The sequence below is a fragment of the Pseudomonas sp. RC4D1 genome (assembly GCF_018390395.1).
In the GTDB taxonomy this organism is placed as follows: domain Bacteria; phylum Pseudomonadota; class Gammaproteobacteria; order Pseudomonadales; family Pseudomonadaceae; genus Aquipseudomonas; species Aquipseudomonas danubii.
The window spans coordinates 1938754-1952204 of sequence record NZ_JAHBAW010000002.1; the positions used below are offsets into that span (position 1 = coordinate 1938754).

Consider the following 13451-nt stretch of genomic DNA (forward strand, 5'->3'; position numbering starts at 1 on the left):
ATTGGAACAGTCCTTTGCCACAACCGTTGAAAGACGGCGCGGTAAGGATGGCTGAAAATCTCGTGAGCACAAGGCAAAGGCTTGTCGAATGGGCATGCCGTGCCCGGACGGGCACGGCAGAGGACGCTCAAAGCGTGGAGAGGAAGGTACTGTTACTGGCTTGCCATTCGCTGATGTCGACGCGGATGCGCTTCTTGTCGAGCTTACCAACGCTGGTCTTGGGAATTTCAGTAACAAGGGCGATCTGGCTGGGAATCGCCCACTTGCTCAGGTGCCCCAGCTCCACGAACGGCTTGAGGTGTTCCTTGAGCTCACGGGCACCAATCTCATGGCCTTCGCGGATCACCAACAAGGCAAACGGGCGCTCGCCCCACTGTGGATCGGCGATGCCCACCACTGCTACTTCACGTACCGCCGCATGGCGACTGATGAGGTCTTCCAGGTCCAGGGAGGAGATCCACTCGCCACCGGTCTTGATCACGTCCTTGATCCGGTCACGGATGTCGATCACCCCCATGCTGTCCAGGGTCGCCACGTCGCCGGTGTGCAGCCAGCCGCCCTCCCAGAGCTCGGCGCCCTTCTGCGGCTCGTTGAAATAGCCTTCAGTCAGCCAGGGCGCACGCAGCACCAGCTCGCCCTGGGACTCACCGTCCGCCGGCAGGAAGTTGCCCTCGGCATCGATGATCGCTGCCTCCACCAAGGGCCCTGGCACCCCGGCCTTGATCCGGTAAGTGGTGCGCTCGTCTTCGCTGCCCGCCATCAGTTCATCGTTGAGGTGGGCGCAGGACACCAGCGGACCAGTCTCCGACATGCCGTAGGCGGCCGTCAGTTGAATCCCCTTGGCCTTGGCCGCCTCGTACAGCGCACGGTTCAGCGCACTGCCGCCGATGACGATCTTCCAGCCACCGAAATCGGTGTTCTGGGCCGCCTTGGCATTGAGCACCATCTGCAGGATGGTCGGCACACAGTGGGAGAAGGTGACTTTCTCCCGGCGCCACAGCTCCACCAGGTACTCCGGGTCGTAACGCCCGGGATAGACCTGCTTGAGCCCAAGCATGGTGGCAACATAAGGCAGCCCCCAGGCATGCACATGGAACATCGGCGTAATGGGCATGTACACATCGTTGGTGCCTAGCAGGCGCACACTGTCGATGGAGCCCATGATGGTGGAGACGCCCATGGTGTGCAGCACCAGTTGCCGATGGGTGAAATACACCCCCTTGGGATTGCCAGTGGTCCCGGTGGTGTAGAAGGTGGTGGCCACCGAGTTCTCGTCAAAGTCCTCGAACTGATACTGGGGGCTGGCGGCGGCCAGCAAGGTCTCATACTCGCCCACCAGATTCGGCAGTTCGGCAGTCTTTTGCGGTGCATCGGTGAGCAGCAGGGTTTTCTCCACCGTGGTCAAGTGCCCGGCGATGGCCTGATACAGACCGACGAACTCGCTGTTGACCAGCACGAAGCGGTCCTCGGCGTGGTTCATGGTGTAGAGGATCTGCTCCGGTGACAGGCGCACGTTGATGGTGTGGATCACCGCACCGATCATCGGGATGGCGAACATGCACTCCAGGTAGCGATGGCTGTCCCAGTCCATCACCGCCACGGTATCTCCGGCCTTGACCCCGGCCGCAGTCAACACATTGGCCAGACGCGCCACCCGCTCGATCAGGGTCGGATAGGTGTAGCGCAACTGGTCGCGATAGATGATTTCGCGGGTTTTCTCGTAGCGCGCGCCGGACATCAGCAACCGCTTGATCAGGAGCGGGTATTGATAAGCGCCTTCGGCGGGGGGAATAACACGAGTCTGCAACATAAGAATCCCTTTTCTGACGGCTCGGTCGTGACTGGAGGATGACCACTCTAAAGTTCCCGTGCGCCGGCTAAATCAGCCAAAGGGATGATTTGCAGGGCCGCACCAATACTAGCTCCAGGCCAGTATTCGCGCGGTTCAGGAGATCCTGCGTGCCCCGTCCGGGGAGAGTGTTCAATGCATCTCGGTGAAGGCCAGTTTCACGCCGATGGCGATCAGCACCGCGCCCATGGTGCGGTCGAACCAGTGCCCCATGCGGGCGAAGCCGGCACGCACCCGTTGCTGGCTGAAGAGCATGGCTACCAGGCAGAACCAGACTGCGGTGGCCGCCGCCAGATACACCCCATAACCGGCCTGGATCGCCAGGGGGGTGTGCGGGTTGATCACCACGGTGAACAGCGAGAGGAAGAACAGGGTCGCCTTGGGGTTCAAGCCATTGGTGACAAAACCGGAAGTAAAGGCACCGCGCGCGGTACGCTCTCCGGCTTCCTTGTGCAGGTCGTCCGCCGCCGGCTTGGCCGGCTGAGCACGCAGGGCCTTGTAGCCGATGTACAGCAGATACGCCGCCGCCAACCACTTCAGGGCGTTGAATAGCACGATGGACTGGGAAACGATCAGGCCGATCCCCAGCAGCGAGTAACCCACGTGCAGGAAGATCGCACAGCCCACTCCCAGGGCAGTCCAGGTACCGGCGCGGCGGCCGTGGGTCACGCTTTCGCGCACCACCACGGCAAAGTCCGGGCCGGGGCTGGCCACCGCCAGCAAGTGGATCAGGGCAACGGTCAAGAACTCGGTGAGGTACATGCAGGCTCCTGTGTATGTCTAATTATTTCATCTGTTAGGCTCGGCAGATTACGCCTTAGATCCCTCGTGCAAAAGGTACAGTTCATGATCAACAATCGCCGCGCCGTCTTCCTCGATCACAGCTCACTGGACCTGGGCGACCTGGATCTGAGTGCGCTGCATGAGTGCTTCAGCCCCCTGCAAGTGCATGCCCACACCCCCGCGGACCAAGTGACCGAGCGCTTGCAGGGTGCGCAAGTCGCCATCAGCAACAAGGTGGCCCTGAGCGCCGAGACCCTGGCGGCCTGCCCTGATCTGCAACTGATCCTGGTGGCCGCCACCGGCACCAACAATGTCGATCTGGCCGCTGCCCGCCAACAAGGCATCAGCGTCAGCAACTGCCAGGGTTATGGCACTCCGTCGGTGGCCCAGCACACCCTGATGCTGCTGCTCAATCTCGCCACTCGGGTTGCCGACTACCAACAAGCCGTGGCCGCCGGCCGCTGGCAACAGGCCAAGCAGTTCTGCCTGCTGGACTTCCCCATCATCGAACTGGCGGGCAAGACCCTGGGTCTGCTGGGCAATGGCGAGCTGGGCAGCGCCGTGGCACGCCTGGCCGAAGCCTTTGGCATGCGCGTGGTATTGGGGCAGATCCCCGGACGCCCGGCTCGACCGGATCGCCTGCCGCTGGAGGAACTGCTAACACAAGTGGATGCCCTGACCCTGCACTGCCCACTCAACGAACACACCCGAAACTTCATCGGTGCCCGGGAACTGGCCCTACTCAAGCCCGGCGCCCTGGTGGTCAACACCGCCCGCGGCGGCCTGATTGACGAACAGGCCCTGGCCGATGCGCTGCGCAGTGGTCATCTGGGTGGGGCTGCCACCGACGTCCTGAGCGTCGAACCGCCGGTGAACGGCAATCCAATGCTGGCCGGTGATATCCCACGCCTGATCGTCACGCCGCACAATGCCTGGGGCAGCCGCGAAGCTCGCCAGCGAATCGTCGGGCAACTGACGGAAAATGCCCAAGCCTTCTTCAGCGGCGCCCCACTGCGTGTCGTGAGTTGATAAACTTCGCCACTTTTTTCGGGTGCGGATCATGGACACACGCAGTGAAGTACTGTTACGCCAGGCTCAATTGTTTCAAGGCTCACTGCTGCTGGCCGGCCTGACCGCGGATGACCTGCTCGGGCGTCTGCCCAATGCCCGTGGCTGGAGCTGGCACGCCGGTGACCATGCGGCCCTGGAGGCACGCTTTCCAGGCCGCAGCCACTTTGGCGTAGAAGCACCGGCAGAATCCTTCGACAGCGCCGTGCTGTTCCTGCCCAAGTCCAAGGACCTCACCGACTACCTGCTCAACGCCCTGGCCTCACGCCTGGCCGGACGCGAGCTGTATCTGGTGGGGGAAAAGCGTAGCGGCGTAGAAAGCGCCGCCAAGCAACTCAACCCTTTCGGCAAACCGCGCAAGCTCGACAGCGCGCGCCACTGCCAGCTGTGGCAGGTCACGGTCGCCAACGCTCCCGAACCGGTGGCGCTGGAGAGTCTGGCCCAGGAATACGAACTGCCCCTGGCCGAAGGTCCATTGACGGTCGTCAGCCTGCCGGGAGTGTTCAGCCACGGGCGCCTGGACCGCGGCACCGCGCTGTTGCTGGAGCATCTGGATCACTTGCCCGCCGGCCACCTGCTGGACTTCGGCTGTGGCGCCGGGGTGCTGGGGGCCACAGTGAAGCGCCGCTACCCGGACAACAGCGTGACCTTGCTGGATGTGGACGCCTTTGCCGCCGCCAGCAGTCGCCTGACCCTGGCCGCCAACGGTCTTGAAGCCGAGGTACTGACCGGCGACGGGATTGATGCCGCGCCCATGGAGTTGAACTGCATTCTGACCAATCCCCCCTTCCATACCGGGGTCCACACCGATTACCAAGCCACAGAAAACCTGCTGCGAAAAGCGGCCAAACATCTGCAAAAAGGCGGCGAACTACGGGTAGTGGCCAACAGCTTCCTGCGCTACCAACCCCTGATCGAAGAGCACCTTGGACCCTGCGCAATCAAGGCCGAAGGCCAGGGATTTCGGATTTATCGGGCCAAGCGCGGCTGACCTTCTTTTCGCAAACAAGGCTTGCCGAATGGAGTTTGCCTAGGCAGAATCCGCTCCGTCCTAGGGGAGTAGTCTCCCACGAGCGCCACGCTCGTCCGGCATGCGTCAACATACTTGGTCCTCAGACCATGGCGCATGCGACCCAAGAGTCCGCACAGACGGACCGCAGGGTTTGACAAGACCTATGACACGCACACCTTACCCGGGGCGGGAAGGCTGTACGTGTCATAGCCGTGTCGACCCGCCCCTTAGGAAAACCCTGATGATGCTGGATTCTCTCCTCGTTCCCACCGCAATCGTTGCCTTGGCCGAAATCGGCGACAAGACGCAACTGCTCGCCCTGATTCTTGCCGCGCGCTTTCGCAAACCCTGGCCCATCATCGCCGGCATCGTCGCCGCGACCCTGGCCAACCATGCGGCCGCCGGCGCGGTAGGTGCCTGGTTCGGCAGCTTCTTCTCGGACGCGACCCTGCACTGGATTCTCGCCGCTAGCTTCACCGCCACCGCCCTGTGGACCCTGGTTCCAGACAAGATGGATGACGATGAAGCCACTACCGCACGCAAGTTCGGGCCTTTCCTCACGACCCTGATCGCGTTCTTCCTGGCTGAAATCGGCGACAAGACCCAAGTCGCTACCGTCATGCTGGCGGCGCAATATCCGGATCTGTGGCTGGTGATCATCGGCACCACCCTGGGCATGCTGATTGCCAACGTGCCGGTGGTTCTGGCGGGTAACTTCGCCGCGGACAAGCTGCCCCTGACCCTGATTCGTCGCCTGGCGGCGACGGCCTTCTTCATCCTCGCCGTAGTGGCGGTGTACAAGGCCATGCAGATCAGTGGCTGGCTGTAAATGAAATCACCGGCAAGTCGACTCCTACACAACCTGCAGGAGCCGGCTTGCCGGCGAACGCGTCAGCGCAAATGAAGCAATGGATCAGGACTTCTTGGCCTGCTCATACAACGGCATCACCTTTGGAATCGCCGCCTGCAGGGAGGCGATACGGCTGGTGGAAGCCGGGTGAGTACTCATGAACTCGGGCGGCGCAGAACCACCGGCAGCCTGGCCCATCTTGTTCCACAAGCTGATGGCCGCGTTCGGGTTGTAACCGGCGCGGGCAGCCAGCTCCAGACCAATCAGGTCCGCTTCGTTTTCATTCTCGCGGCTGTTGGGCAGAGTCATCAGCAGGCTCACCCCGTTGTCGCCCAGGGCTACGGTTTCCTGCGAGACACCGAACAGGGTAGCGATTTGCTTGCCTGCACCGACCGCGTACTGCTTGGACATCGCTTCACGACCATGCTCGCGCAGGGCGTGGGCAATTTCATGACCCATGACCGCAGCGATTTCATCGTCGGTCAGTTTCAGCTTTTCGATCAGCCCGGAATAGAAAATGATCTTGCCGCCAGGACCGCAGTTGGCGTTGAGCTCGTCGCTCTTGATCAGGTTGACTTCCCATTTCCACTGCGCGCAGTCGGGACGGAAGGTCGGTGCCTGGGCAATCAGGCGATTGGCAATGACCTGCAGGCGCTTGGCATTGGCACTGGTCTTGTCCAGTACGCCTTGGCTGCTGGCCTCACCCAGAGTCTGTTGATAGGACTGGGCGTAGGACTGGTTGACTTCAGCGCTGGACACCATGCTGAACATCGACTGTTTGCGATCCACACCCACCACGCCACCGCTAGTGGTATTGACCGTTTCACAGCCGGTCAGCAGCACAGCAGCGCTCAATGCACATACGAGTAACGACTTCTTCATCATGAAACCTCCCTGAAAACATGGCGCGTATCCTAAGGGCGGAACTGTGTCTGCGCCAGATGCAAAACACGCATTCAGTCGCAATTCAGATACATCCAGAGCCTGACGAAAAAACTTCACATACCGCCCAAGGCCGCCAACGGTCTGCAACACGCCCCCGCCAATAACGACCTTTAACCATCTGAAACAGTCATTTCTCCTCTCCAGGCTAATGACCGGTGAGGCTGCGGCCGATACAGCACGGCAGACCTAAATTCCTGCGCCCGGAGCCTCTATGAAGTTCAAGTCGATCCAGTTTTCCGTCGCCGCCCTGGCCGGTGCCATTGTCCTCAGCGTGGTTGTAGCCCTGGTGCTGTACGCCCTGTTCTCCGGGGCCAAGACCCAGCAAATGGTGCAGGAACGGACCCAGGCCCAATTCGAGCAAGTCATCGAACAGCGCCTGAGCGGCCTGGCGCAGACTCAGGTCAGCCAGATCCAACGGGAGCTGGAAGCGCCACTGCTGATTGCCGGCGGCCTGGTGCGGGTCAATGCCCTGATGGGCACCCAGGACTCCCAAGGCCATGCCGGACTCAGCCTGAACCGTGAACAGCTGATCGCCCTGATCAAAGAGAACGTCACCCAGAATCCGAAGATCCTCGGCGCCTACATCGCCTGGGAGCCGGGCGCCATCGACCACAACGACGCGGCCTACATCGGCACCTCGGTGGTAGGTATGGACGCCGCCAACGGGCGCTTCCTGCCCTGGTGGTTCCGCAACGAAGACGGCAGCCTGGGCCTGGACAAGCTGGCCGACGTCAACGACCGGACCCTGCTCTCCACCGGCGTGCGTACCAGCGAGTACTACCTGTGCTCCCAGGACAGCCTCAAGTCCTGCGTCATCGACCCCGCTCCGTACAAGGTCGGCGACAAGGTGGTGATGCTCGCCTCCTTTATTCAGCCCATCCTGCTCAACGGCAAATTCCAGGGCATCGTCGGCGCTGACCTGTCGGTGAACTTCATTCAGGACATGCTGGTAGCTGCCAATCAGAAGCTCTACAACGGTGCCGGGGAAATGGCCCTGATCGGCGGCAACGGCCGTCTGGTGGCCTACACCAAGGATTCGAGCAAGTTCGGCGAGAAAGTCAGCGACGTGCTGCGCCAAGACACCGTGGCCAGACTGTCCAACCTCAAGCGCGGCGAAGTGACCTACAACGTCGACCAGGCCAACGGCCAGATTGCCCTGTACCTGCCGTTCGGTATCGGTCAGACCGATGCCAACTGGACGCTGATGCTGCAACTGCCCCTGGGGGCGGTGATGGCCGATCTGGACAAGCTGCAAGGCGACCTGGCCGAACAGCGCAAGGCCGACACCTTCGGCATGGCCATGGTCGGCTTGGTGATTGCTGGCCTCGGCCTGCTGGTGATCTGGTTGGTGGGGCACGGCATCGCACGTCCACTGCGACAGATGGTGGCCATGCTCGATGATATCGCCCAGGGCGAAGGTGACCTGACTCGGCGCCTGACCAGCGACCGGGCCGACGAGCTGGGCTCCATCGCCAAAGGGTTCAACACCTTCCTGGCCAAGCTGCAGGCAATGATCAGCCAAGTGGTGACCTCGGTGCAAAGCGTCAGCGATTCCTCGGAACACACCGCCGATATCGCTATTCGCACCAACCAGGGCGTACATAAACAGATGGTGGAAATCGACCAAGTGGCCACGGCAGTGCATGAAATGACCGCCACCGCCCAGGACGTGGCCCGCAATGCGACCCAGGCTGCGCAAGCGGCCAGTCATGCCGATCAGGCCGCCAGCCAGGGCATGCAGATCGTGCGCGACACCTCCAGCTCGATTGGCGCCCTGGCCGAGGAAATCGGCCGCGCAGTGGGCGTGGTGCAGACCCTGGCCAAGGACAGCGAGAACATCAACGCCATTCTTATTGCCATCCGTGGGATTGCCGAGCAGACCAACCTCCTGGCCCTTAACGCAGCGATCGAGGCGGCACGAGCAGGCGAACAGGGCCGCGGCTTTGCCGTGGTCGCCGACGAAGTGCGCAATCTGGCCCAGAAGACCCAGCAGGCCACGGAAGAAATCCAGTCGATGATCCAGCAGCTGCAGCAGGGCACCCGGGAAGTGGTGCGGGTCATGGAAGACAGCCAGCACAAGACCGACCAAAGCGTGGAGCATGCGGCCAAGGCAGCCCAGGCTCTGGAAACCATCACTCAGGCGGTATCGGTGATCAACGACATGAACACCCAGATCGCCAGCGCCGCCGAGGAGCAGAGCGCAGTGGCCGAGGACATCAACCGCAACGTGATCAACATCGGCCAGGTGGCCAACGAGGTAGCAAGCGGTGCCGATGAGTCCAGCGCCGCCAGCGCCGGGCTGACCAAGCTCGCCGAACAGCAACGGCGCCTGATCAATCAGTTCAAGGTTTAATCCAGCACCACGCCGCTGCTCCATCCCTCTTGGGAGCCGGCTTTTCGGCGAAGGTGGCTCAAGGCCCTTTCGCCGGCAAGCCAGCTTCTATTGCCACCCAATCAGGCGGGGGTCAGGCACTCGGGGCCGTTGAGCTTGGGGTCGTTGACCAGGTTGGCCAGGACCCGCTCGCGCAACGCGGCAGGCGGGCTGGCGAGCAAGGCTTGCAAGGCAGGTAGCGGCGTCTCGGGATCGAGCCAGACTTCCTGGGCGGCGGCGTCCAGGATCAACGGGCGACGCAGATTGGCAGCCGCCTGAGTCACCACCGCAGTACTCAGCCAGACCTGTTCCTGTACCGGATAGGCCTCCCAGATCGCGGCAAAGAAGATCGACGAACCCTCACCCGGCGTCAGCCAATAAGGCCGTTTACGACTTCCGCCGCGCCATTCATAGAAGCCGTTGGCCGGTAACAGACAGCGGCGCTCACGGAACGCCTGACGAAACATCGGCTGCTCCGCCAGGGTTTCCGCCCGGGCATGAGCCGGAGTACGCGACAGGTCCGTCAGCCAGGGCGGGGTCAGCCCCCAACGGGCCCGGGCCAGAGTGCGCTGGCCGTTTTCGACCCGCTGGATCAGCACCGAATCATTGGGCGATATATTCCACTGCGCGCGCTGATCCTCGGGAAATCCCGGCAAGGCGGCAAAAGCGGGGTTCCAACGAAACAGGGCATAACGTCCACACATGGGGCAATACAACTCTCGGCAAATCGGCGCTCAGCCTAACAGACCAGCACCCCGGTAAAACTATCCGGTTCTTCAAAGGGCAATGGCTGGGCCGCATTGTACGCAGCGATCAGTTCCAGCGCCTGCTGCGCCTGATCATTCTCCACCGTCAGCCCCAGCAGTCCGAACAGCGGCAACTCCCCCGCCCCGCCCAACAAATCGCGCCCTTGCAGGTGTGCCTCGATACCCTCGCTCGCCAGCATGCACTGGAGCAACTCGCCTTCCATCAGATTTTCTGGCTCATAGATGCGCTGCATAAGAACCACGCCCCACTCAGTCATTTTCACTGTGGACATCGAGCATCCACTCCCGACCATCGGTTTGCAGCGTGAAGACAATGGGCCGGCAGCACACCGGGCAGTCTTCGATATAGGTCTGGTCGCCGGCGGACAGGTCCAATACAGCTTCTGCCTGTTCGCCACAGTAAGGGCATTGATAATGGTCGGTTTCCAGCATCGCCGTCTCCAGAGTGACTTATGCGTATAATCGCCGGTCTATTTGCAGGGCTTTTTTTGTTTGAGCTGAACTTTCAGACCATGCCCGGCTTTTTTCGATACAGACCTTTTCTTACCCTAGCCGTTTCTAACAAGAGAGCATGATGGGCGAATTCGATGCCATCCGACCTTACCACGACAGCGAAGTACCAGCGGTGCTGGCCCGGCTGCTCAGCGACAAGGCGTTTCTAGATATCCTCACCCACTTCCGCTTCCCGCGTTTTGCCAATACGTTCGGCTGGCTGCTCAAACCCCTGATTGCCCATCGCCTGCGCCGCGAATTCGCCGGGGTCACTTCGGTGGCGACCCTGCAGGACAAGGTCGAGTTCTACGTCGACCACACCATTGAACGTGCCACCGACGGCGTGACCTATACCGGCGTCGAGCAGTTCAAATCCGGCACCGCCTATGTCTTCCTGGCCAACCATCGCGACATCGTCATGGACCCGGCCTTCGTCAATTACGCGGTGTATCACGCCGGACTGCCGACACCGCGCATCGCCATTGGCGACAACCTGCTGCAGAAGCCGTTCGTCAGCGACCTGATGCGCCTGAACAAGAGTTTCATCGTCCATCGCTCCATCAGCGGGCGACGGGAAAAACTCGCGGCCTATCAACTGCTCTCGGCCTATATCAACCATTCGATCCGCAACGACGTCCAGTCGATCTGGATCGCCCAGGCCGAAGGCCGGGCCAAGGATGGCGACGACCGCACCGAGTCGGCGATCCTCAAGATGTTCCACATGAGCCGCAAGGACGAGCCGTTTGGCGAGGTCATCCAATCGCTGAACCTGACCCCGGTGTCCATCAGCTACGAATATGACCCCTGCGACCAGGCCAAGGCCCGGGAGCTGTACATCCGCGCCACCACCGGCAGCTACACCAAAGCGCCAGGGGAGGATGACGTGAGCATCGCCAAAGGCATCACTGGCTATAAGGGCCGGGTCCACGTGAACTTCGCCGCCCCCATCAGCGAACTGTTCGAAGACACCAAGCAATTGGCCATGGAAATGGACCGGCAGATTCTCGGCGGCTACCGCCTGTTCCCGGTGCATTACCTGGCGTATGCCCAGTGGAGCGATGCCGACCCGCAACTGCAGGTACCGAGCGCCGCCGAGGTCTTCGCGCCACAGGAACTGGCCAAGGCCGAGGAAGAATGGCAGCGCCGGCTGGACGCCTGCCCACCGGAGCACCGCCCTTACCTGGTGCTGCAATATGCCAATCCGGTGCGCAATCAGTACCGGGTCAAGGCAGGCCTGGCGCTGTAATCGCGGCACTGCAACGCACAACGGCGCCTGCGGGCGCCGTTGTCATGTCTGCGGTTCAAGGATCGGTCAGAAACGCGTACTGATCCAGGACACCAGCAATGCCAGCCCCAGGCAGGCGAAACCGAAGCGGTAGAAGAATCGGTTCATTCGCAAAGTAGCGGGGTCCAGCATGGGTTGACCCAGCCCCCGGTCTTCACTCTGGACGGCCAGGTTGGCCAGGGCCCGCCGTTCACGGCAACGAGTGGCGTGCAGCAGCCAACTGCCCGGGCAAGCAAACAGCAGGGCCAGCAGGTTGATCAATTTGGCAGGGTGGGCGTTGAACATCGACCAGATCAGTTGCAGCGACATCATGAACCTCGAATGAAACCTGTATTCGGGTCGTCGAGTGCACCCGCGGCGCGGATTCTACTCAATCCCCGGATAAACGCGGGGGCTTTCCGACCAGTAACGAGGTGTCGACCAATTAATTTGAATCGTCATCTTTTCGTCATCTAAACAAGCCAGTCTGTTGCCCCTCGATGCCCCACGGAGCTTGTCATGCTGCACGCAGAAAACCAGGATCGCCTTTACCTGATAGCCCCCAGTGAAGAACAGCAAGCGCTAGTGGGCGCCCTGGCCTTCAACGTTCAGGACCGGCATTGGCTGGTGTATTGCGCCCTGGGCGGACACCAGCATGCGGACTTGCCGGAAACCGATCTGCTGACCGGCGTCAGCATGCTGGACTTCTACGTCGAGGCGGCCTGACACGCGAACAGCAAAAAGCCCGGCTGCCTGATGGGCAGCCGGGCTTTTTATTGACGGAGCCAGTAGCGAGCATGAAGCCGCAGCGGCGCCTTACTCGCCGAGGATCTGGCCGACGGTCGGGTCCTTGAACAGACGGGTCAGCGCATCGCTCAGTACGTCGCTCACCAGCTTGGTATTGGTGTCCTGGTTCGGCGCCATGCCGAAACGCTGGTCAAGGGAGGCGCCATAGCGACCGCTGTAGCGACGGTTGGCGTTCTGCACATCAGAACGGAAAGTGGCGCCAATGGTGGCCTCGGTCACGTACAGGCCCTCTTTGGGCGACTGGTACTTGAGCTCGGCCAGGGTCACGGTCAACTGCGGAGCATTGCTGCCGCCGGCGGTCGGGGTGAAGCCCAACAGACGTACCGCGGCTTCGGCCTGGGCCTGCAGTTTCGGCAGGATCTGCGCGCTCTGCACAGTAATGGCGCTGGTTTCCGGGTACAGACCGCCACGAGTACCCAGGGTCGGCGATGGACGTCCATCAACCACTTTCACCACCACCGGCTGGCCATGGCCGACGGGGGCCAACTGGGTCGTGAGCTTCGGCTCCGGGCTCAGTTGTTGCGGGCTGTGGGCGCAACCCACCAGCGACAGGCTGGTCACAGTGATCAAACCGAACAACAGGCGTTGCAACATGCTCATCTCTCCAGGAATCAGGCACAAACAGGGCCGCAGTATAGCGGTGCATAACCGCGACGAACCAGCTTCAGGCAAGAGTTAGTCAAGTCTCAGACAGGTGCCGTACAACCAGGTTCCTGTAACCTGCCGTTCACTCGCAATACATCATGATGTAACGGCTCAAGGGCACTCTTATCGTCAATGACCCACTCACAGGTGTTCGGTTATGAACTTCCTTCGCTCCCTGTTCGCCCCGCGTCAGCAGTTCCGCAGTTTTGCCCTGCTCGATGGCCAAGGCCGTTGCCGCGCCTTCAAACACTGCCCGGCGGCTCCCGTGGGTGACGGTTGGGTGGAAATCCAAGAGATTCGCCTGAACTGGTTGCACCAGGTATTACCCGCCAGCGCCCGGATCAGCCCACGCTGCGCCAGCTCCTTGGTGCGACCGATACTGGCCACCTGACCAACAGCCTAATAAAAGTCACGAAACAGGATCATTTCTGCGCATTTCTTCGTTACAATCTCCCCCCGATTATAAGGACGTCTCCTGATCGGGCCTCGCAGTACCGCCAACGCCACTGCATTGGCACCCCGCACCGCCCACAGAGAGCCGCCCACACAGATCGAGTGAAGCTGGCGTGCTTGCTGTACCACCTTGCAAACCTCCACT

Annotated in this window: 15 protein-coding genes, 1 pseudogene and 1 riboswitch; of the genes and pseudogenes, 8 read left to right on the forward strand and 8 right to left on the reverse strand. The window is 61.4% G+C overall.

The features are described 5' to 3' along the window. Positions 1-127: 127 nt before the first annotated feature. Positions 128-1810: a fatty acid--CoA ligase gene (locus KHO49_RS24490; protein ID WP_102880888.1), complete on the reverse strand. Its 1683-nt coding sequence runs from the start codon at positions 1808-1810 to the stop codon at positions 128-130. A 171-nt stretch (positions 1811-1981) separates the two neighbouring features. Beyond that, positions 1982-2611 carry a LysE family translocator gene (locus KHO49_RS24495; RefSeq protein ID WP_102860289.1) on the reverse strand — a complete coding sequence of 210 codons (630 nt, stop codon included), beginning with the start codon at positions 2609-2611 and terminating at the stop codon, positions 1982-1984. An 84-nt stretch (positions 2612-2695) separates the two neighbouring features. On the opposite strand from KHO49_RS24495, the gene KHO49_RS24500 reads away from it, so the two are divergent. From KHO49_RS24500 to KHO49_RS24510, 3 genes are all read left to right on the forward strand, one after another. After that, positions 2696-3661 (forward strand): 2-hydroxyacid dehydrogenase, encoded by a 966-nt coding sequence (locus tag KHO49_RS24500; protein ID WP_213665935.1) that lies wholly within the window; start codon positions 2696-2698, stop codon positions 3659-3661. A 31-nt stretch (positions 3662-3692) separates the two neighbouring features. After that, positions 3693-4691 carry a methyltransferase gene (locus KHO49_RS24505; RefSeq protein WP_110652237.1) on the forward strand — a complete coding sequence of 333 codons (999 nt, stop codon included), beginning with the start codon at positions 3693-3695 and terminating at the stop codon, positions 4689-4691. A gap of 50 nt (positions 4692-4741) precedes the next feature. Further along, positions 4742-4865: riboswitch (yybP-ykoY riboswitch) on the forward strand. A 91-nt stretch (positions 4866-4956) separates the two neighbouring features. Next, positions 4957-5541, forward strand: a complete 585-nt coding sequence (locus KHO49_RS24510) for a TMEM165/GDT1 family protein (protein ID WP_102860988.1) — start codon at positions 4957-4959, stop codon at positions 5539-5541. An 84-nt stretch (positions 5542-5625) separates the two neighbouring features. Here KHO49_RS24510 and KHO49_RS24515 read toward each other — a convergent pair whose 3' ends face one another. After that, positions 5626-6444 (reverse strand): M48 family metallopeptidase, encoded by an 819-nt coding sequence (locus tag KHO49_RS24515; RefSeq protein ID WP_102881002.1) that lies wholly within the window; start codon positions 6442-6444, stop codon positions 5626-5628. A gap of 1363 nt (positions 6445-7807) precedes the next feature. Between KHO49_RS24515 and KHO49_RS31605 the strand changes: the two are divergent. Both KHO49_RS31605 and KHO49_RS31610 read left to right on the forward strand, forming a co-directional pair. Then, a pseudogene (locus KHO49_RS31605) lies at positions 7808-8005 on the forward strand (HAMP domain-containing protein); the annotation flags it as partial. Between the two features lie 111 nt (positions 8006-8116). Further along, positions 8117-8860, forward strand: coding sequence for a methyl-accepting chemotaxis protein (locus KHO49_RS31610; RefSeq protein ID WP_372820917.1), 744 nt, complete (start codon positions 8117-8119; stop codon positions 8858-8860). 101 nt (positions 8861-8961) lie between these two features. On the opposite strand, the gene KHO49_RS24525 is transcribed toward KHO49_RS31610, so the two are convergent. Genes KHO49_RS24525 through KHO49_RS24535 form a run of 3 tightly spaced genes read right to left on the reverse strand, consistent with a single transcriptional unit; the run spans position 8962 to position 10077 of the window. Beyond that, the gene (locus KHO49_RS24525) at positions 8962-9582 is read right to left on the reverse strand and encodes an SOS response-associated peptidase (protein ID WP_110652236.1); all 621 of its coding nucleotides are present in this window, start codon (positions 9580-9582) and stop codon (positions 8962-8964) included. A 35-nt stretch (positions 9583-9617) separates the two neighbouring features. Continuing rightward, positions 9618-9878 (reverse strand): putative signal transducing protein, encoded by a 261-nt coding sequence (locus KHO49_RS24530; protein ID WP_102860283.1) that lies wholly within the window; start codon positions 9876-9878, stop codon positions 9618-9620. Between the two features lie 16 nt (positions 9879-9894). Next, positions 9895-10077, reverse strand: a complete 183-nt coding sequence (locus tag KHO49_RS24535; protein WP_016967048.1) for a CPXCG motif-containing cysteine-rich protein — start codon at positions 10075-10077, stop codon at positions 9895-9897. A gap of 139 nt (positions 10078-10216) precedes the next feature. Here KHO49_RS24535 and KHO49_RS24540 point away from each other — a divergent pair, with 139 nt between their 5' ends. Continuing rightward, a complete protein-coding gene (locus KHO49_RS24540) occupies positions 10217-11383 on the forward strand; it encodes a 1-acyl-sn-glycerol-3-phosphate acyltransferase (RefSeq protein ID WP_102860282.1) in 1167 nt (388 codons plus the stop codon). Positions 11384-11449: 66 nt separating this feature from the next. Here the strand turns inward: KHO49_RS24540 and KHO49_RS24545 are convergent, their stop codons facing one another. Continuing rightward, a complete protein-coding gene (locus tag KHO49_RS24545; RefSeq protein WP_162884090.1) occupies positions 11450-11731 on the reverse strand; it encodes a hypothetical protein in 282 nt (93 codons plus the stop codon). Between the two features lie 189 nt (positions 11732-11920). On the opposite strand from KHO49_RS24545, the gene KHO49_RS24550 reads away from it, so the two are divergent. Next, positions 11921-12127, forward strand: coding sequence for a hypothetical protein (locus tag KHO49_RS24550; protein WP_011063378.1), 207 nt, complete (start codon positions 11921-11923; stop codon positions 12125-12127). Between the two features lie 90 nt (positions 12128-12217). On the opposite strand, the gene KHO49_RS24555 is transcribed toward KHO49_RS24550, so the two are convergent. Beyond that, complete coding sequence (locus KHO49_RS24555) at positions 12218-12802, reverse strand: YajG family lipoprotein (protein ID WP_102860280.1); 585 nt, start codon at positions 12800-12802, stop codon at positions 12218-12220. 208 nt (positions 12803-13010) lie between these two features. On the opposite strand from KHO49_RS24555, the gene KHO49_RS24560 reads away from it, so the two are divergent. Continuing rightward, positions 13011-13244, forward strand: a complete 234-nt coding sequence (locus tag KHO49_RS24560) for a hypothetical protein (protein ID WP_102860279.1) — start codon at positions 13011-13013, stop codon at positions 13242-13244. The last annotated feature ends 207 nt before the right edge of the window (positions 13245-13451 follow it).